Genomic DNA, 18,425 nt, shown 5'->3' with positions numbered 1-18,425 from the left:
GCTGGCTGCTGTGCCGTCGGTTCGGCGGAGGTGCTCGGCCGTGGGCGCGGGTGACGCGCCGTGGCCCGCCTGGTGACGCAGGCGGTGTCCGGGCGCGCAAGGCGGCTTGCGGGGACAGCCGACGCGCGAGGTGTGCAGCGCGCCGGCCGCCCGGACACCTTCACCGTATGGCACGGTGTGCCACCTCGCAAGACACTGAGTGCCAACAAATTCTCTCAGTTGTCATCTCGGCTGCACGCATGAGCGGGAAACGGCCGCCCCGGGAGGGGCGGCCGTTTCCAGTGGTGTTCGGTTGTGTGGGGTTGGTGGTGTGGGGCTGCCCTCAGCTGTTCTTCTCCAGCGAGAGCGCGAAGACATGGGCCCGGGCGGTGCCCGACGCCGGGGCGGCCAGGGTGATCGAGGACAGCTGCTTGGCCGGGTCCAGGGCCACCACCTGGTGGAAGATCGCCGCCTTCGTGCCCACCGGGCCGCTCCGGGCGTGGATCTGGCTGGTCCGCACCGCCTCGGTCTCCCCGTACGCCGGTCCCGACAGCCACGCCGTCAGCTGGATGCTCAGCTTCGCGGTCGAGCCGTCCGCGTAGGAGGCCACCGCCGGGATCGTCACGTTGCCGGTGTCGCCCGCGCCCAGCACATGGAGCCGGGCGTAGCTCCCCGCCGGGACCGCGACCTTCTGGCCCGCCGCGACCACGTTGTTGTTCGAGCCCTCGCTGCCGTTGGTGAACGCGAAGGTGATCCCGTCGTCCTCGGTCTGCCCGGTCTGCGGCAGCTGGACCATGGGGTACGTGCGCCCCGTGCCGTCGAAGTCCCCGTCGCCGTAGTACATCTCGGTGGTGATGGCGTCGTTGTCGAAGGCGCCCGTCAGATCGACCTGGGTGACCTGGCCGGTCTGCGGCAGCTCCGGCATGCCCCACCGGTCGGCGGGCTTCGACACCTTCACCGGGGCGATCGCGAAGTCCGGGCGTGCTCCCGTGGCCGGGTAGATCACCGCCTCCTCGTCCCGGCCGATCTCCAGCTCGATCACGCCGTCCCCGAGGTCGCGCCACTTCGGCGCCGGTCCGCCCACCCCCGCGACCTTGATCCGCCCGGTCAGCGAGTGCCGTACCCGGCACGGCTCCCCGGCCAGGCTCCGCACCCGCACCCAAGCCGTCCTGCCGCCCTCGCGCACCCCGCTGACCAGGAACGCGCCCTCGGTGCGGAAGTCGTGCAGCGCCACGTCCCGCCACTCGCCCGGCACCCCGGGGAAGAAGCGGATGATCCCGCCCCAGCTCTGGCAGAGCATGTCGTGGATCGCCTGCGCGCCCGACAGCGGGGTCTCGATCACCGGACCCGCCTCGTAGTAGTGGGTGTTGGGCTGGATGAAGCGCGCCACCAGCTCGCGCAGATACTTCAGCGCGTCGTCGCCCCGCCCCATCTGGGTCGAGATCGAGGCCGCGCCGGAGAAGCTGTAGCCGCGCAGCGCGCCCTCGAAGCCGATCCAGTGCTCCAGCGACCGGGTGATCAGGTCGCGATTCTCCTTCTGGTCCCAGTTGACCAGGTAGAGCGGGTAGACGGAGAGCATGTGCGAGTAGTGGCGGTGCGACTTGGCGAACGGGACGCCGGCGCCCACCATGAAGCCGTTCTCGTCCACCGGGTACGGGACGAGCTTGTCCAGCACCTCACGCCACTTCGGCGCCAGCGGATCGTCCTTGCCCAGCAGTTCGGCCGACTCCAGCAGCGTCCGGCACGACCAGCGCAGCAGCGCCAGGTCGTAGTTGCAGTCCGGGGCCGCGCCGTACTCGGGCGAGAAGGTCTTCGGCAGATGCAGCCGGCCGTCCGCCTGCTCGGTCAGGAAGTGCAGGTAGTAGTTGGTGGAGCGGCGCAGCAGCGGATAGAGCACGTCCTCCAGCAGGCCCCGGTCCATCGAGTGCCGGTAGTGCAGCCATACGTTGTGCAGCGCCCAGGGCAGGTTGCCGACCTCCGGGGAGTCGCCGACGCCCGGCACCGCCACGGTGCCGTTGTCCTCGCACTGCGCGTCGGTGGAGCGGCGCAGCCCGGCCGAGTCGGCGCGGTACTCCGGTTTGAGGGCGCTGATCAGGACGTCGGTGTTCTCGGAGAGGGTACGCGGAATCGCGTCCAGCTCCAGGTGGTTGGAGCCCAGCACCGGCCAGTACTCCAGCTGGACGTTGAGGTTCCACCACACCCCCGGCCAGGGGGTGGGCTCCACCCACGGGCCGGTGGTGGCCATCACGGGGGCGTGCTCCCGGGCCGCGCAGGCGAGCTTGTACAGCTGGATCCAGTAGAAGCTCTGCAGCATCCCGTCGGGGACCGACAGGAAGCTCTTGCGGTAGAAGCGGTGCCACCAGTCGCGGTGGGTGCGCAGCAGGCTGGAGACCGGCAGCGCGGACGCCTTGCGGACCGTGGTGCGGGCCCGACCCTCCGCGTCCGTCGTGGGGTACGAATGCGCCACGCACAGGTAGTACGTGCGCTCCCGGCCCGTGCCGCGCTCCTTGTACGCGGTCACCGTCTGCCCGCCCGCGACCATGGACTGCACGGTGATGCCGAGCCCGTCCTCGGTGCGGGTGACCGGCTTGGGGTTGGGCTCGAAGTCCTTCGGCGGGTCCTCGCGGACGATGCGCGGGCTGACGGCGGGGGAGGGCCGGTACTCCCAGCGGAACCCCTCCTCGCCCGCGCTCGCCTCGACGGTCGCCAGCAGCATCGTCCGGTCGTTGTGCACCAGCGCGCGGAGGGTGAGGCGGCCCTTGTCGGTGGTGATCGTGCCGCGTAACTCGGCGTCCCACAGGTCCAGTCGCAGATCGACGCCGGTGATCTTCCCGGCCGGGCGCAGCAGCAGATTGCCGACCGGCAGCCGTGCCACGCCCCAGTCGCTGCCGCCCTCGGTGGGGCGGTGGTCCTGGACCTCGCTGTGGTGGACGGTGAAACGCAGGGCGTTCTCGCCGGGCTCCTGGTAGACCATCGAGCCGAGCAGGCCGTTGCCCAGGAACGGGCCCTCGTACCAGGTGCGCGGCATCCGCTTCCAGACCAGGTCCTGCCCGGCCAGGAAGCGTTGCCACTCGCTGTCGGTGCGCATGCCGGTGAGGACCACGGAGCGCTCGTGCGCGGCCGCCTCCGCCTCCGTCGCGGGGAGGGCCACCCCCGCCGTCGACCCCGCGGCCGCGCCCGCGGCCACCCGGCCCAGGAAACCGCGTCTGCTGACTGCCATCGTCGACCAGCTCCGTCCGAACTGAGAGAGATTGATCCGATGATTTGGCTAGACGGGAGCGTAGGAAGCGGCTAATGATGCGTCAAGGCACTGGATAGATCTGATGTATCGCTCTGTTCCATCGATCTGTCATGGGCCTGACTATCGCCACCTGTTCCGTGGGAGGGAACGATGCGCGTCATTCGGTCCAGGGTCACCAGAGCCGCCGCGGGCATCGCCTGCACGGCGGCCGCCCTCGTACCGCTCCAAGCCGAGGCCGCGGGCCCGACGGACGGCGCGGACGGCCGCAGTTGGCGGCTGACGGGGCAGGGCCAGGTCAGCGGGCAGCTCAGCCTCACCCGCGACGGCGGCCTCACCCTCACCGCCCGGCACGGCTCCACCACCGTCCTGCGCCCCTCCGCGCTCGGCATCCGCACCGCCGACACCGACTTCGGCCAGGGGCTGCGCTTCACCGGGCGCAGCGACCGCGCCATCCACGAGACGTACACGACCACCACCGGCCGCCGGACCCGGCACACCTCCGATGCCTCCGAGTCGACCTTCACCTTCCGCAAGGACGGACGCACCCTGAAGGTGATCGTCCGCGTCTCGGCCGACGGGCTGGCGTACCGCTACGCCCTGCCCGGCAAGGACACCGTCACCGTGCTCGGCGAGAGCTCGGAGTTCGCCGTGCCGCCGAGCGCCGACTCCTCTCTGCTGCCGTACGACAACGGGCGCTCGGACTACGAGTCCGCCCACGACCGCGGGAGCGTCGCCGACGCCAAGGCGGGCGACTACGGCTATCCGTCGCTCTTCCACATCGGCAAGAGCTGGATGCTGGTCGAGGAAGCCGACCTGAACAGCTCCTACGGCGGCTCCCGGCTCACCCTCGACGCCACCACCGACCGCTTCCACCTCACCCTCCCCGACCCCGCCGAGGTGAGCGGCCCGGGCCTCACCACCCCGTGGCGCACCATGGTCATCGGCGACCTCGCCACCGTCACCGAAAGCGACCTCCCGACGGATCTCGCCGCCCCGTCGAAGGTCGCCGACACCTCATGGATCAAACCGGGCAAGGCGGCCTGGTCGTGGTGGTCGGACGGCAACAGCCCGACCAGCCTCGCCGCCCAGAAGAAGTTCGTGGACTTCGCGGCGAAGGAGGGCTGGGAGTACGTCCTGGTCGACTCCGGCTGGAGCAACGACTGGATGCCCGAGCTGACGGCGTACGCCAAGGAGAAGGGCGTCGGCGTCTGGGCCTGGGTGCGCTGGCAGACCATCGACCAGCAGAGCGAACGGGACCGGCTGTTCCCGCAGTACAAGTCCTGGGGCATCGTCGGCCTCAAGATCGACTTCCTGGAGTCCGACGGCCAGGACCGGATGCGGTGGTACGACGCCGTGTTCAAGGACAGCGCCAAGCACCAGCTCATGCTGAACTTCCACGGCGCCACCATTCCCCGCGGCCAGGAGCGGACCTGGCCGCAGATGATGAGCGTCGAGGCGGTCAAGGGCGCCGAGGGCACCCGCCCCAAGCCGGGCCGCCAGCCCTTCCCGGCCGCCCACTACACGACGCTGCCCTTCACCCGGAACCTCATCGGGCCCATGGACTTCACCCCCGTGACCTTCACCGGAGTGCGCCCGACCAGCGACGCCGCCGAGCTGGCGCTGTCCGTGGTGTACGAGTCCGGGGTGCAGCACTTCGCCGACAGCGTCGAGTCGTACCAGGCGCACCCCGAGGCGCTGACGTTCCTGGACCGGGTGCCCACGGTGTGGGACGACACCCGGCTCGTCGACGGCGACCCGGGCGACCGCGCGGTCATCGCCCGCCGCTCCGGCGACGACTGGTACCTGGGCGCGATCACCTCAGGCGAGGCCCGCACCCTGGACGAACCGCTGACGTTCCTGGGCGCGGGGAAGTGGCGGGCGGAGCTGTACAAGGACGGCCCGGACGGCAAGATCGTCACCGAGACCCGCGAGGTCACGGCGGCCTCGCGCCTGTCGCTCCCGGTCCCGAGGAACGGCGGCTTCGCGGTGCGCTTCACCCGGGCGGGATAGCGGGTCCTCCCGGGGCTCCGGCCCCTCCCGGGCGCCGGGAGGGGCCGGACCTGGCCTTGGCTACCGCTTCAGGGCGCGCTCGATCGTTCGCATCACTTCGTTCAGGGGGGCGTCCGTGCGGGCCACCATCACCACCACGTCCTCCTCCTCGCCGGCCGAGGACACGCTCGCCGCGGGGCGGCCCGGGGTGGGGCGGCCGGCCCCGATGCCGGTGCCGAAGGTTTCGCGCACGATGGCGAAGGCGTGGTCCAGCTGGGCCTCCACGTCGCCCTCGCCCCGCGCCCGCAGCCAGCGGCGCAGCACGTGGTTGTGGGCCGTGACCACCGCCGAGGCGGCGACCTCGGCCAGCAGGGGGTCGTCGTCGCCGTCGTGGTGGGCGCCTTCGTCGAAGTGGCCCAGCAGGTAGCGGGTGAACAGCCGCTCGTAGCGGGCCACCGAGGCGATCTCGCGTTCCCGCAGGGCGGGGACCTCGCGGGTCAGCCGGTAGCGCTCGACGGAGACCGCCGGGGAGGCCGCGTACATGCGCATGACCTCCTTGATGCCCCGGCACACCGTGTCCAGCGGGTTCTCGTGCGGGGGCGCCGCGTCCAGCACCGCGGCGGCCCGCACCAGGGTGTCGTCGTGGTCGGGGAAGATGGCCTCTTCCTTGGACCGGAAATGGCGGAAAAACGTGCGTCGGGCCACGCCCGCTCTGGCCGCGATCTCGTCGACCGTCGTCGCCTCGTACCCCTGCGTCGCGAACAACTCCATGGCGGCCGCCGCGAGTTTGCGGCGCATGGTCAGGCGCTGGGCGGCGGCGCGGCGGCTGCCGGCGCTCTCGCCGCCGTCGGAGGAGTTCGAGCGGTTACGCTGCGTACGAGTGGCCTTTACGGGCTGGGACATGTGGGGAACGTAACACGCTTGTGAGTGCCGGTGCGGGGGCGGACCGAAGGAGGGCTCCAGCAGTCCGCCCCAGCCCAGCGGATTCTCAGGCCTTCGCATACTCGCGGAAGCCGCGCCCCGTCTTGCGGCCCAGGCAGCCGGCCGCGACGAGGTGTTCCAGCAGCGGCGCGGGCGCCAGGCCCGGGTCGCGGAACGCGCGGTGCAGCACCTTCTCGATGGCCAGCGAGACGTCGAGACCCACCACGTCCAGCAGCTCGAAGGGGCCCATCGGATAGCCGCCGCCGAGCTTCATCGCGGCGTCGATGTCGTCGGGCGTCGCGTAGTGCTCCTGGACCATCTTCACCGCGTTGTTCAGATACGGGAACAGCAGGGCGTTGACGATGAACCCGGCGCGGTCGCCGCAGTCCACCGGGTGCTTGCCGACCTCCCGGCACACGGTGTGCACGGTCGCCCGCGCCTCGTCCGAGGTCAGCACCGTGCGCACCACCTCGACCAGCTTCATCGCGGGCGCCGGGTTGAAGAAGTGCATGCCGATCACGTCCCCCGGACGCGACGTGGCGCGGGCGCAGGCGATGACCGGCAGCGAGGAGGTGGTGGTGGCGAGCACCGCGCCCGGCTTGCAGACCTTGTCCAGCACGGTGAACAGCTCCTGCTTGACGGCCAGGTCCTCGGCCACCGCCTCCACCACCAGGTCCGCGTCCGCGAACGCGTCGGGGGAGTCGGCCGGGGTGATCCGGGCCAGCGCCCGCTCCCGCACCTTCTCCGTCATCCGCCCCTTGGCCACCGACCGCGCCAGCGACTTGGCGACCCGGGCCTTGGCCGCCTCCGCCTTCTCCGCCGTACGGGCCGCCAGCACCACCTCGTGGCCCGCCTTGGCGAACACCTCGGCGATGCCGCTCGCCATCGTCCCCGAGCCCGCGACGCCGACCGTGCGCACCGCGCGGCCCAGGTCCGGGGACGGCGCCTCGGGGGCCGCGCCGTCCGGGACGACGGCGCCGCTGCCGGGCGCCTCGTACGTATAGAAGCCGCGGCCCGCCTTACGGCCGGTGAGCCCGGCCTCGGCCAGCTGGCCCAGGATCGGCGCGGGCGCGTGCAGCCGGTCGCCCGAGGCCGCGTACATGGCCTCCAGGACGGTACGGGCCGTATCGACCCCGATCAGGTCCAGCAGGGCCAGCGGGCCCATCGGCAGCCCGCAGCCGAGCCGCATCGCGGCGTCGATGTCCTCGCGCGCCGCGTACCGCGACTCGTACATCGCCGCGGCCTGGTTGAGGTAGCCGAACAGCAGCCCGTCGGCGATGAAGCCCGGCCGGTCACCGAGCGCCACCGGCTCCTTGCCCAGCTCGCGGGCGAGCGCCGTGACCGCCTCGACGGCGGCGGGCGCCGTCAGCACGCTGGAGACGATCTCCACCAGCTTCATGGCGGGCGCCGGATTGAAGAAGTGCAGCCCCAACACCCGCTCGGGGCGGGCGGATTCGGCCGCCAGCCGGGTCACCGACAGGGCGTTGGTGCCGGTCGCCAGGATCGTGCCCGGCCGGACGACGGCGTCCAGCGCGGCGAACACCTCGCGCTTGATGCCGTAGTCCTCGGGCACCACTTCGATCACCAGATCCGCGTCCGCCGCGGCGGACACATCGGTCGCGATGCGGAAGCGGTCGAGCGCGGCCGTCCGCTCGCGCTCGGTGATCCGCCCGCGGCCCACCGCCCGCGCGGTGGCCACCTCCAGCGCCGTGACGGCCCGGTGGCAGGCGCTCTCGCTGATGTCGATGCCGATCACCTGACGCCCCGCACGGGCCAGGATCTCGGCGATGCCGGTGCCCATCGTGCCGAGCCCGACGACCGCGACAGTAGTGAGCGGGGCCCGGGAGGGGGAGAGATCAGAGGAGGAGGACGTGGGGCTGACGCCGGTCTGTGGGAGACGGTCCATCGCGGACTCCAGAGGGTGTTCCCCGGAAAGCGGGGATGAAGTGACGACTGAGGGGAGTCTTCGGTGCAGAGCGGAGGACCGACACCGCATTCCGGACAGGCGTCCGGCACCTGCTGCGGGATCTCCTCCGGCCGATGCGAAAACTCCGACGGAAGGGCTTGCACGCTCCCTGGCGGACAGCGCCGCACGGAGGAAACTGCCCGTGGGAGACACATGGCGGGCCCTGTCCCGGGGCCGTGCCGTACTGCTGGAACTGCCGAACCGACGTCACATGAGGCGGCTGCGTCACCAGGCCGCCCGAGCAGGGGTACTGCTCGTGTCGCCATATTAACTCGCGGGTAACCAAGACGCCAGAGCCGACTGTGAGTCCTGCGCGATGGCGCGGATCACCGGGGAGGGGAGACCTCGACATGGACGACGAATTCCGGACGCTGACGGAGCGGGTACGGGCCTCGCTCACATCGCAGCAGGAGACGGCGGCACACGCCTCGCTGCTCGCCCTCGTACGGCAGGGGACCCCTGCCGCGCGGGAACAGCTCGCCCGCATCCTGGTCGCGCCGGAGCAGCCCCTGTGGGCCCGCGAAACCGCCGCCTTCGTCCTCGGCAGCGCGGGCGACCGGCGGGCCTTCGAAACGCTCGTCCTGCTCCTCAACTACCGCGAACCCGCGCGCTGCGCGACCGCCGCCCGGGTGCTGGCCCGGCTCGGCGACCCGCGCACCGCCCGCGCCGCCGCCGCCCTCGCCACCAACCCGCTGCGCACCGCGTACTCCCTGCACCCCATCCGGCTCCTCGTCGAACTCCGCGCCCCCGAGTCCGTACCGGCCCTGGTCGCCGCCCTGGAACGGCAGTTGGCCGCCCGCGACCGGCACTGGCCCATCGCGCGGGCCTGCGTCGAGGGGCTGGGCGCGATCGGCGACGAACGCGCCATCCCCGCCCTGAAGGCGGCGGCCGAGCACATACGGCTCAGCGCCGCGGCCGCCGCCGCCCTGGCCCGCATCAGCGGCGGCGGCTCCCTGGACCCCGACCCCCCCACCCCCCGCCCAGGCCGAGCGGGCGTCCGCTGACCGGGGCGCTGCGCGGCTCTTCCCCCACCCCGCCCCTTCCCGATTCCGGGGGCAAGCCCCCGGACCCCCGCCGGCCCGGCGTGCTGTGGACCGGCGGGACCCGGCCCCGCCGGCCTGCGGCCCGTGGCTCGGGCCGGGCGGCGGGCTTCGGGGCGGGGTCCGGTGGGGTCCGGGGTGTGCCCTGGTTTTGGGGAGGGGTGGGGCTGAGGGGAAGCCGGCGCGCCCCGGCGGAGAGTGCGGGCGCGGCGGAGTTGGGTGGGCCGGGGCAGGTCCGGGGGCGGAACCCCCTGGTGGGTCCGGGGTGTGCCCCGGTTCTGGGGAGGGGAGGCCCTCGCCGCGACAGCTGGTGCGCGCGCGGCATGAGGCGGGTGGCGTCGCGGGCGGCGGGGCGGGGTCCGGTGGGGTCCGGGGTGTGCCCCGGTTTCGGGAAGGGGCGGGGTGGGGGAGAGCCGGCGCGCCGAGGGGCAGGGGCCGGGGCGGAGCCTCGGTGGGGGGCCGGGGCCGGGGCCGGGTCCCGGTTTCGGGGAGGGGCGGGTGCGGCAGGTGGTGGGGGCGCGCCCGGCGGTGTCGTGGGCAGGCCGCGGGGGCCGGGGGCCCGGACGGGACCCGGGTGGGGTCAGGGCTCGGGCAGGCGCAGGGCGTAGCGCAGTTCCGGGACCGCCGCGCCCTCCACCTTGTGCGTCTCCGCGCCCCCATCCGTCACGAAGCCCGCCCGCTCGTAGAAGTGACGGGCCCGCCGGTTCTCCTCCAGCACCCACAGCCGCAGATGCGGGAAGCCGCGCTCGGCGACCCGGCGGCGGGTCTCGTCGAGGAGGGCGCGCCCGATGCCCGTGCCCAGGCGGGAGGGGTGCACGTAGAGGGCGTACAACTCGGCGTCCCCGGGGGGCAGATCGCGGTCCCGGTACGGGCCGAAGCACGACCATCCGACCACCTCGCCGTCGGCGGCCTCCGCCACCAGGTTGACCACGTCGCCGAGGCCCCGGGAGAAGAACTCCCGCCGCCGCTCGGCGTCCTCCTCCACGCTCAGGCCGTCCAGATACGTCTGCGGCATCAGCCCCCTGTATGCCTCCTGCCACCCCCGTACCCGCACCGTCGCCACGGCGTCGATGTCGGACTCGGTCATCTCCCTTACCGGTACCCGTGCCCCGTCCATATGCGTCCACCGTAGGCGGCTTGACGTTGACACTGGCGGCAGGGTCACACGATCTCCGCCATGGGAAACACCTCGCAATCGAAGCCCGCTCTTGGAGCACTGCTCCAGGAGGCGGCCTGAGCCAGGAATCCCCTCCCTTCAGGGAGGGGAGGATTCAAAGCAGTGACAACTGGGCCGGGCCCGGAGGGTCGGTGGGGGTCTCGGGGGAGGGGACGGCCCGGTGGGTCCCGGCCTCGTACGGCCCGATGCCGTATTCGGCGGCGAGGTCGTGCACCATGCCGGTGATCCGCCGCTGGTACCACTTCGGCGCGTACGAGCCGCCGTCGTACAGGGCGTCGTAGCGCTTCAGCAGCCGCGGGTGGTGCCGGGTGAGCCAGGCCGTGAACCATTCGCGGGCGCCGGGGCGCAGATGCAGCACCAGCGGGGTCACCGAGGTCGCCCCGGCCTCGGCGATGGCGCGGACGGTCGCGCGCAGCTGCTCGGGGGAGTCGCTGAGGAAGGGGATCACCGGGGCCATCAGCACCCCGCAGGGGACGCCGTGGCCGGAGAGGGTCCGCACGGCGTCCAGGCGCCGCTCGGGGGAGGGGGTGCCGGGCTCGACGGTGCGCCACAGCGCGCTGTCGGTGAAGCCGACGGAGACCGAGACGCCGATGTCGGTGACGCGGGCCGCGCGGCGCAGCAGCTCCAGATCGCGCAGGATCAGGGTGCCCTTGGTGAGGATGGAGAAGGGGTTGGCGCGCTCGACGAGCGCGCTGAGGATGCCGGGCATGAGCTGATAGCGGCCCTCGGCGCGCTGGTAGCAGTCGACGTTGGTCCCCATGGCGATGTGCTCGCCGCGCCAGCGCGGGGCGGCCAGCTCGCGCCGCAGCAGCTCCGGGGCGTTGACCTTGACCACGACCTGGCTGTCGAAGTCGTGCCCGGTGTCGAGGTCGAGATAGCTGTGCGTCTTGCGCGCGAAGCAGTAGACGCAGGCGTGGGTGCAGCCGCGGTACGGGTTCACGGTCCATTCGAAGGGCATCCGGGAGGCGCCGGGCACCCGGTTCACGATCGAACGGGCGCGGACCTCGTGGAAGGTGATGCCGCGGAATTCGGGGCTCTCGAAGGTGCGCGTCGTCACGGCGTCGGCGGCGAAGAGGGCCGGGGTGGCCGTCTCGCCGTCGCCTGTCAGGTTGTCCCAGCGCATGGCGCGCACCTCCGGGGTCTCGCTCACTACCACAATAGAACACATGTTCCCTTCGATTGCGTCAACCCCGAATTTGGGCGGGTGACCCGCAGGTGGTTGGCTTGCCAGCGCAGGGCAAGGGCGCCGACGCGTACGTACGCGCGGCAGACGCGCACGTACGCGTGAGGCAGTGCAACCGCAACCACCGGAGGAAAGAGTCATGGGCCAGGTCGAGGCCACCACGGAGCGCATCGTCACGGGCAAGCCCGAGGACGTGTTCGACGCGCTCGCCGACTACCGCGAGGTCCGCCCCCGGCTGCTCACCGAGCAGTTCAGCGAGTACGAGGTCCGTGAGGGCGGCGACGGTGAGGGCACCCTCGTGCACTGGCGGCTCCAGGCCACCAGCAAGCGGGTGCGCGACTGCCTGCTGGAGGTCTCCGAGCCGAGCGACGGTCAGCTCGTGGAGAAGGACCGCAACTCCTCCATGGTCACCACCTGGACCGTCACCCCGGCCGGGGAGGGCAGGGCACGGGTCGTCGTGACCTCGGTGTGGAACGGCGCGGGCGGCATCGGCGGCTTCTTCGAGCGCACGTTCGCGCCCAAGGGGCTGGCCCGCATCTACGACGGCGTGCTGGAGAAGCTGGCGGCCGAACTCCCGGCCCAGGGCGCCCAGTAGCGTCCGTCCGCCTCGGCGTCACGGTCACCGGTTCGGGTGGTTTTCTCCGCGCTGCGCTTCCTGGGGCGCACCTGCTCCCACTTGCGGTAAAGCCGCCCGGACCCGTCTCTTTGTCGATTCGTCGCGCTTGCCCCTAGTTGTCTCGTAATGCGAGAACTGGGCGGCGGCGCAGGCGTGACGAGGGGAGACAGACGTGGGCGGGATCACCGAGACCACCTTCGCGAAGGGCCATCGGCCGGCAGGCGCACCCGCCCGCGCCTTTGATGGCACCGCGTCCGGAACCAACCCCGGCGAGGACGACGGCCCCGGCACCGGGGCGTCGGGGCGGCGGACCGACGACGGACCGCCACCCGGCGGCGGCCCCGCCGCCGACGGCCCCGCGCCCGGCGGCCCCGGCGGGGCCGGGCTCAGCCCGGCCCGGGTGCGGACGGTCTTCCTCGGGCTGATGCTCGCCCTGCTGCTGGCCGCCCTCGACCAGACGATCGTCGCCACCGCGCTCCCCGAGGTCGTCGGCGAGCTGCACGGCCTGGACAAGATGTCCTGGACCGTCACCTCCTACCTCCTCGCCGTCACCATCGTGCTGCCGGTCTACGGCAAACTCGGCGATCTCCTCGGCCGCAAGAGCGTCTTCGTCTTCGCGATCGTCGTCTTCGTCGCGGGCTCCGCGCTCGCCGGATGGTCGCGCACCATGGACGAGCTGATCGTCTTCCGGGCCGTGCAGGGCGTGGGCGCCGGTGGGCTGATGATCGGCGTGCAGGCGATCATCGCCGACATCGTGCCGCCGCGGGAGCGCGGCCGCTACATGGGGCTCATCGGGGCCGCGTTCGGCCTGGCGTCGGTGGCCGGGCCGCTGATCGGCGGCTTCTTCACCGACCATGCCTCATGGCGCTGGTGCTTCTACGCCAACGTGCCCTTCGGCCTGGTCACGCTCGCCGTCGTGGCGGCCGTCCTCAAGGTGCCCGAACCACTGCGGCGGCCGCGCTTCGACTATCTGGGCGCCCTGTTCCTCACCATGTTCTCCACCTGCGCGGTGCTGCTGACGAGTTGGGGCGGCACCGAGTACGGCTGGCACTCGCGCGTCATCCTCGGGCTCGCCCTGGGCGCGGCGGGCTCCGCGATCCTCTTCGTGGTCGTCGAGTGCGTCGTGCCCGAACCGCTCATGCCGATGCGGATGTTCCGCGATTCGGTCTTCTGCGTCTCCGGGCTCATCGGCGCGGTCATCGGTGTCGCGCTGTTCGGCGCGGCCAGCTATCTGCCGACGTTCCTGCAGATGGTCGACGGCGTCTCCGCCACCGAGTCGGGGCTGCTGATGGTGCCGATGATGGGCGGCATGGTGCTGTCCTCGATCATCTCCGGGCAGCTGATCAGCGCCACCGGCCGCTACAAGGTCTTCCCGATCCTCGGCGGCCTCATCTCGATCGGCGGGATGTGGCTGCTCTCCCGGCTGGAGGAGAACACCTCACGCCAGGACTACAGCCTCTGGATGGGCGTCCTCGGGTTCGGCATCGGGCTGGTGCTGCCGGTGCTGGTCCTCTCCGTGCAGAACTCCGTGGCCCCCGCCGACCTCGGCTCGGCCACCAGCGCCAACAACTACTTCCGGCAGATCGGCGGCAGCGTCGGGGCGGCCATCTTCGGCACCCTCTTCGCCCACCGGCTCGCCGACCGCCTCGCGGAGGAGTTCCCCCGGGGGACGGGCGGCCGGGCGGCCGGGGGCGGGCCGGAGCTGCCCGACCCCGACTCCGTCACCCCGCAGATCGTCCACGCGATGCCGCGCGCCCTGCGCGACGGCTACATCACGGCGTACGCCGACGCCATACCGCGGATCTTCCTCTATCTCGTGCCGGTGCTCGTCCTGGGCTTCCTGCTCGCCTTCCTGCTGAAGGAGAAACCTCTGGTGTCCCACACCGACTACGCCGTCCAGCCAGACCCCGGCGTCCAGCCGGACCCCGTCGTACCGGCGGCGCGCTCGGTGCCCCGGCACGCCGCCTCGCCGCCTCCGCCGCCGCCCGTCGCGGGCATCCCGGTCTGCGGCACCGTCCAGCACCACGACGGCACCTCGGTCCCGCGGGCCGCGCTCACCCTCATCGATGTCAGCGGCCGCCAGATCGGGCGCGGCGCCACCGGCGAGGACGGGCGGTACGCGCTGAGCACGCCCGGCACCGGGGCGTACGTCCTGATCGCGGCGGCCGGCGGCCACCAGCCGCGGGCGGTCAGCGTCACGGTCGGCGACCGGCCGGTCGAGCTGGACGTCGTCCTGGGCGGCGCGGGCCGTCTCGCCGGGTCCGTGCTCACGGCCGACGGCACGCCCGTACGGGACGCGACGGTCACCCTCACCGACGTGCGCGGCGAGGTGGTCGCCTCCACGCGCAGCGGACGCGAAGGGGGCTATGTGATGACCGAGCTGGTCGCCGGGGAGTACACCCTGGCCTCCAGCGCGCCCGCCTTCCGCCCCGCCGCGCTCCCCGTCACCGTGCAGGCCGCCCGCGAGACCCGCCAGGACATCGAACTGGCCGGTGGCGCGGTGCTGCGCGGCGTCGTCCGGGCCGGTGGCGGCCGCATCGTCGAGGACGCCCGGGTCACGCTGCTGGACGCGGCCGGAAACGTGGTCGACACCGCGACCACCGGCGCGGACGGGGCCTTCCGCTTCATCGACCTGTCGGCGGGGGAGTACACGGTCATCGCCGCGGGCTACCCCCCGGTGGCGACGGTGCTCCAGGTGGCGGGCGGCGGCCGTACGGAACGCGATCTGCACCTGGGCCACGAGGACTGACCACCGAAACGCCCCGCCCCGGTCCCCGCCTTCCGCCGGGGACCGGGGCGGAGGCATGTCCGGGACGGCGCGGCCAAGATGACACCTATTCGGGTATTGGCGCGCGCCGTGCCCCGCCCCCGCCGTACCGTGGAAGACGGTGTCGCAGATCTTGCGTGCGAAGGAGTCGTCCGCCTATGGAGCAGGGCACGTCGCGCGGTGACGGCGGGCAGGGCGGGGCGCCCGGGGTTCCGGCGCAGCGGACGGAGATGTCCGGCCGGATCCCGCTCGCGGTGGTCGTCGTCGACGCGGACGGGCTGGTCACGCACTGGAGTTCCGGCGCCCGCAAGCTCTTCGCACGCACCCGCGACCAGGCCATCGGCGCCCCGGCCGTCGATCTCATGCCGGTCTCGGGCGCGCTGCGCGGCGCGGACCTGCCGGACGAGGCGTACGAGACGCACCGGGCGGAGCCGGACGACACCCTCGACGGCCCGCGCACCTACCCCACCGCGGGCCGCGCCCGCATGACCCTCGCGGCCGGCGGCGCCCAGATCGACGTCCTGTGGTGGGCGTACCCCCTCGCGGGGCCCGGCCCCGAGCGGCTGCTGGTGCTGGCGGCGGACGCCACGGCGCTCACCGGGGCCGCCCCGGACGAGCGGTACGCGCCGGGTTTCGCGCTGCACACCGAGTTCCCCGGCGCCGAGCTGCTGGCGGACCGGCTGCCGGACATCCTGCCGAACATGGGCCCGGCCACCGGCGGCCGGATCGTCGCCCAGGTCCTCGAACTCGGCTACCCCGTCCTGGAGATCAGCCACCACGAGCGGGTCCCGGTGACCCCGGACTGGGGCATGCCCCGCTACCGCGAGCGCCAGGCCCGCCGGGCGGCCCGGCGCCGCGCGGCCGAGCTGCCCCCGTCCGGGCCGGCGGCGCTCGAAGACCTCGAGGACGACCTCGCGGACCTCGAGGAGGACCTCGAACACGCCGCCGTCCGCGAGCGCCTGGAGTTCCTCAACGAGGTCAGCGGCCGCATCGGCAGCTCCCTCGACCTGGCCCGCACCATCCGCGAGGTGACCAGCGCCGCCGTCCCCCGCTTCGCCGACTTCGCCGGTACGCATCTGCGCGCCCAGGTCCTCGCGGGCGAGGGCTTCCCCGACGGCCCGCCCGACATCACCACCGTCTGGCACCGCGTCTGGGTCGCCCACAACGACGAACCGGGGCGCTGGGACGACACGGTGCCGGTCGGGGAGAGCATCGCGTTCCCCGAGCACACCCCGTTCTTCCAGTGCATGGTCACCGGTGAGCCCGTGCTCATCCCGTACATCAGCGACGAGCTGGGCGACCGGATCGCCGGGCAGTTCGAGAAGCGCGACCTGCGCCCGCTGATCAACGGCCGGTCGATCCTCATCGTGCCGCTCAAGGCGCGCGACGTGGTGCTCGGCTTCATGGTGCTGCTGCGCCGCGCGGGCCGCGAGGTGTTCGGCGACATGGACCGGACGACCGGCGCCGAACTCGCCGCCCGCGCCGGGCTCGTGCTCGACAACGCCCGCATGTACACGTACCAGGAGAACGTGGCCGAGACCCTGCAGGACAGCATGCTGCCCCAGGTGACGCCGCGCATGGCGGGCTGTGACACTGCCACCCGCTATCTGCCCGGCACCCGGCTCGGCCGGGTCGGCGGCGACTGGTTCGACGCCATCAAGCTGTCCGGCTCGCGCACCGCGCTCGTCGTCGGCGATGTGATGGGCCACGGGCTGAACGCGGCCGCGATGATGGGCCAGTTGCGCACCGCCGTCCAGACCATGGCCGCCCTCGACCTGCCGCCCGCGCAGCTGCTGCGCCACCTGGACGACCTGGCGCAGCGGCTCGGCGAGCACTATCTGGCCACCTGTCTGTACGCGGTCTACGACCCGATCCGCTCCGAGCTGCTCCTGGCCAACGCGGGCCACATCCCGCCGGTGCTGGTGCGCGCCCAGGACGGCCGCAGCGCGCTGCTAAACCTGCCGACCGGCGCGCCCATCGGGGTGGGCGGGGTGCCCTTCGAGACGGCCACGGTGCGGGTCGCGCCCGGCGACCGCCTCATCCTGTGCACGGACGGCCTGGTCGAGGTGCGCGGCCAGGACATCGGCGCCGGTCTCGCGGCGCTGTGCGAATCCGCCGCCCATCCGGCGGCGTCGATGGACGACGCGTGCGACACCGTCATCCGGGCGCTCGCCGCCTCGTCCCGGGACAAGGACGGGCGCGGCGGCCGCAAGGACGACGTGGCGCTGCTGATGGCCCGGCTGGGCGGCATCCCCTCCGACGACGTCGCCCAGTGGCGGCTGGCGCTCGAACCGGCCGAGGTGGGCCGGGCCCGCCGCCTGGTCCGCGAGCAGCTGCTGCGCTGGGGCCTGCCGCACGCCGTGGAGACCGCCGAACTGCTGGTCAGCGAGGCCGTGACCAACGCGGTGCGGCACGCCCACACCCACCATGTGGTGCTGCGCCTGGTGCGCACCGAGGCGCTGCTGTGCGAGGTCGCGGACGACGACCACGAGCTGCCCGCCCTGCTGGAGGCCCGCCCGGACGACGAGTTCGGGCGCGGGCTGCGCGTGATCAGCGAGCTGGCCAGGGAGTGGGGGACGAGCCGGACGCGGCAGGGCAAGACCGTCTGGTTCGAACAGGCGCTGACCGGCCCCGCGCGTCACACCTGACCCACACCGGGGTAGTACGTACGGACGTGACGACGGACGCAACGACGGGCGTGGGGAGCGGCGATGAGCGTGTCGGAGAGCTACCGGGAGAACTGGGAGAGCTATTGGCGGGGCACCTCGGACGCCCCCGGCGAGGCCATCTGGGACGCCGACCCGGCGCTGAGCGCCGCCCGGGACGTCGACCGGTTGGCCCCCCACGCCGACCTCTCCCTCCCCATCGTCGACCTGGGCTGCGGAAACGGCACCCAGACCCGCTACCTGGCCACCCGCTGCGGGCGCGCCCTGGGCGTCGACCTGTCCCACGCGGCGGTCGCGCACGCGCGGCGCGCCGATCCGGCGCGGACCGCCGAGTTCCGGCAGCTGAGCCTCACCGACCCGGCGGCCGTGCGTGCGCTGCGCGAGGATCTCGGCGACGTCAACGTCTATATGCGCGCCGTCATCCACCAGAGTGACGCGCCCGACCGCCGTCCGGTCGCCGAGGCGGTGGCCACCCTGATCGGCCGCCGTGGCCGGGGCTTCGTCACGGAGCTGACGGAGGAGTCCAAGGCGACGCTGGCCCGGCTGGCCGAGAGCCCCGGCGGCCCGCCGCCGAAGCTCCGCCGCGTCTTCGACCACGGCCTCAAGCCCGCCGACGCGGGGAACGCCGAGGTGCCGGACCTGCTGGCGGAGGCGGGTCTGCGGATCCTGGCCGAGGGCCCCACGGCCCTGGCCCAGACGGAGCAATGGGCCGACGGTTCACGGGTGGAGCTGCCCGCCCGGTGGTTCGTGGTGGCCGGTGTCGCGGCGGGCTAGGGGGTGTCGTATGGATCATGCCGGGCTCCCGACGCCGCTGTGACATCAGCCGCTGCCGCGGCGGGCGGCACCTCGCGGCCCCGCGCTCGTCGCACGCAGCGCCGCT

At 72.9% G+C, this 18,425-nt stretch carries 11 protein-coding genes; 6 read left to right on the top strand and 5 right to left on the bottom strand.

What is annotated here, in order from left to right:
• Nucleotides 1–322: 322 nt before the first annotated feature.
• On the bottom strand, nucleotides 323–3,199 hold the full coding sequence (locus tag ABZ562_RS18760; protein ID WP_361480435.1) for a Tat pathway signal sequence domain protein: 2,877 nt from the start codon (nucleotides 3,197–3,199) through the stop codon (nucleotides 323–325).
• Nucleotides 3,200–3,370: 171 nt separating this feature from the next.
• Between ABZ562_RS18760 and ABZ562_RS18755 the strand changes: the two genes are divergently transcribed.
• Entirely contained in the window at nucleotides 3,371–5,230 is a 1,860-nt protein-coding gene (locus tag ABZ562_RS18755; protein WP_361480432.1) for a glycoside hydrolase family 97 catalytic domain-containing protein, read from the top strand.
• A 60-nt stretch (nucleotides 5,231–5,290) separates the two neighbouring features.
• Here the strand turns inward: ABZ562_RS18755 and ABZ562_RS18750 are convergent, their stop codons facing one another.
• Nucleotides 5,291–6,112 (bottom strand): TetR family transcriptional regulator, encoded by an 822-nt coding sequence (locus ABZ562_RS18750; protein WP_361480429.1) that lies wholly within the window; start codon nucleotides 6,110–6,112, stop codon nucleotides 5,291–5,293.
• An 85-nt stretch (nucleotides 6,113–6,197) separates the two neighbouring features.
• Nucleotides 6,198–8,036 carry a 3-hydroxybutyryl-CoA dehydrogenase gene (locus ABZ562_RS18745; RefSeq protein WP_361480426.1) on the bottom strand — a complete coding sequence of 613 codons (1,839 nt, stop codon included), beginning with the start codon at nucleotides 8,034–8,036 and terminating at the stop codon, nucleotides 6,198–6,200.
• 410 nt (nucleotides 8,037–8,446) lie between these two features.
• On the opposite strand from ABZ562_RS18745, the gene ABZ562_RS18740 reads away from it, so the two are divergent.
• Nucleotides 8,447–9,100 carry a HEAT repeat domain-containing protein gene (locus ABZ562_RS18740; RefSeq protein ID WP_361480424.1) on the top strand — a complete coding sequence of 218 codons (654 nt, stop codon included), beginning with the start codon at nucleotides 8,447–8,449 and terminating at the stop codon, nucleotides 9,098–9,100.
• A 616-nt stretch (nucleotides 9,101–9,716) separates the two neighbouring features.
• Here ABZ562_RS18740 and ABZ562_RS18735 read toward each other — a convergent pair.
• Both ABZ562_RS18735 and ABZ562_RS18730 read right to left on the bottom strand, forming a co-directional pair.
• Complete coding sequence (locus tag ABZ562_RS18735) at nucleotides 9,717–10,223, bottom strand: GNAT family N-acetyltransferase (protein ID WP_361480421.1); 507 nt, start codon at nucleotides 10,221–10,223, stop codon at nucleotides 9,717–9,719.
• A gap of 184 nt (nucleotides 10,224–10,407) precedes the next feature.
• A complete protein-coding gene (locus tag ABZ562_RS18730; RefSeq protein WP_361480807.1) occupies nucleotides 10,408–11,436 on the bottom strand; it encodes an Rv2578c family radical SAM protein in 1,029 nt (342 codons plus the stop codon).
• A 199-nt stretch (nucleotides 11,437–11,635) separates the two neighbouring features.
• Between ABZ562_RS18730 and ABZ562_RS18725 the strand changes: the two genes are divergently transcribed.
• The 4 genes from ABZ562_RS18725 to ABZ562_RS18710 all read left to right on the top strand — a co-directional run bounded on the left by ABZ562_RS18725 (nucleotide 11,636) and on the right by ABZ562_RS18710 (nucleotide 18,319).
• Entirely contained in the window at nucleotides 11,636–12,091 is a 456-nt protein-coding gene (locus tag ABZ562_RS18725) for an SRPBCC family protein (RefSeq protein WP_361480418.1), read from the top strand.
• Between the two features lie 193 nt (nucleotides 12,092–12,284).
• A complete protein-coding gene (locus tag ABZ562_RS18720) occupies nucleotides 12,285–14,861 on the top strand; it encodes an MFS transporter (protein ID WP_361480416.1) in 2,577 nt (858 codons plus the stop codon).
• A 176-nt stretch (nucleotides 14,862–15,037) separates the two neighbouring features.
• Nucleotides 15,038–17,527: a SpoIIE family protein phosphatase gene (locus ABZ562_RS18715; RefSeq protein ID WP_361480413.1), complete on the top strand. Its 2,490-nt coding sequence runs from the start codon at nucleotides 15,038–15,040 to the stop codon at nucleotides 17,525–17,527.
• A 63-nt stretch (nucleotides 17,528–17,590) separates the two neighbouring features.
• Nucleotides 17,591–18,319 (top strand): methyltransferase domain-containing protein, encoded by a 729-nt coding sequence (locus ABZ562_RS18710; RefSeq protein WP_361480410.1) that lies wholly within the window; start codon nucleotides 17,591–17,593, stop codon nucleotides 18,317–18,319.
• The last annotated feature ends 106 nt before the right edge of the window (nucleotides 18,320–18,425 follow it).

Source organism: Streptomyces sp. NPDC019937 (assembly GCF_040631655.1).
In the GTDB taxonomy this organism is placed as follows: Bacteria; Actinomycetota; Actinomycetes; order Streptomycetales; family Streptomycetaceae; genus Streptomyces.
Note: the sequence above shows the minus strand (reverse complement) of the source record. Positions and strands in the feature narration are given on the sequence as shown.

Bases quoted from the DNA above. Each gene is read 5' to 3' on its own strand.
- ABZ562_RS18750 (WP_361480429.1), bottom strand. From the start codon at position 6,112: ATGTCCCAGCCCGTAAAGGCCACTCGTACGCAGCGTAACCGCTCGAAC.
- ABZ562_RS18710 (WP_361480410.1), top strand. From the start codon at position 17,591: ATGAGCGTGTCGGAGAGCTACCGGGAGAACTGGGAGAGCTATTGGCGG.
- ABZ562_RS18755 (WP_361480432.1), top strand. From the start codon at position 3,371: ATGCGCGTCATTCGGTCCAGGGTCACCAGAGCCGCCGCGGGCATCGCC.
- ABZ562_RS18725 (WP_361480418.1), top strand. From the start codon at position 11,636: ATGGGCCAGGTCGAGGCCACCACGGAGCGCATCGTCACGGGCAAGCCC.
- ABZ562_RS18760 (WP_361480435.1), bottom strand. From the start codon at position 3,199: ATGGCAGTCAGCAGACGCGGTTTCCTGGGCCGGGTGGCCGCGGGCGCG.
- ABZ562_RS18740 (WP_361480424.1), top strand. From the start codon at position 8,447: ATGGACGACGAATTCCGGACGCTGACGGAGCGGGTACGGGCCTCGCTC.
- ABZ562_RS18730 (WP_361480807.1), bottom strand. From the start codon at position 11,436: ATGCGCTGGGACAACCTGACAGGCGACGGCGAGACGGCCACCCCGGCC.
- ABZ562_RS18745 (WP_361480426.1), bottom strand. From the start codon at position 8,036: ATGGACCGTCTCCCACAGACCGGCGTCAGCCCCACGTCCTCCTCCTCT.
- ABZ562_RS18735 (WP_361480421.1), bottom strand. From the start codon at position 10,223: ATGACCGAGTCCGACATCGACGCCGTGGCGACGGTGCGGGTACGGGGG.
- ABZ562_RS18715 (WP_361480413.1), top strand. From the start codon at position 15,038: ATGGAGCAGGGCACGTCGCGCGGTGACGGCGGGCAGGGCGGGGCGCCC.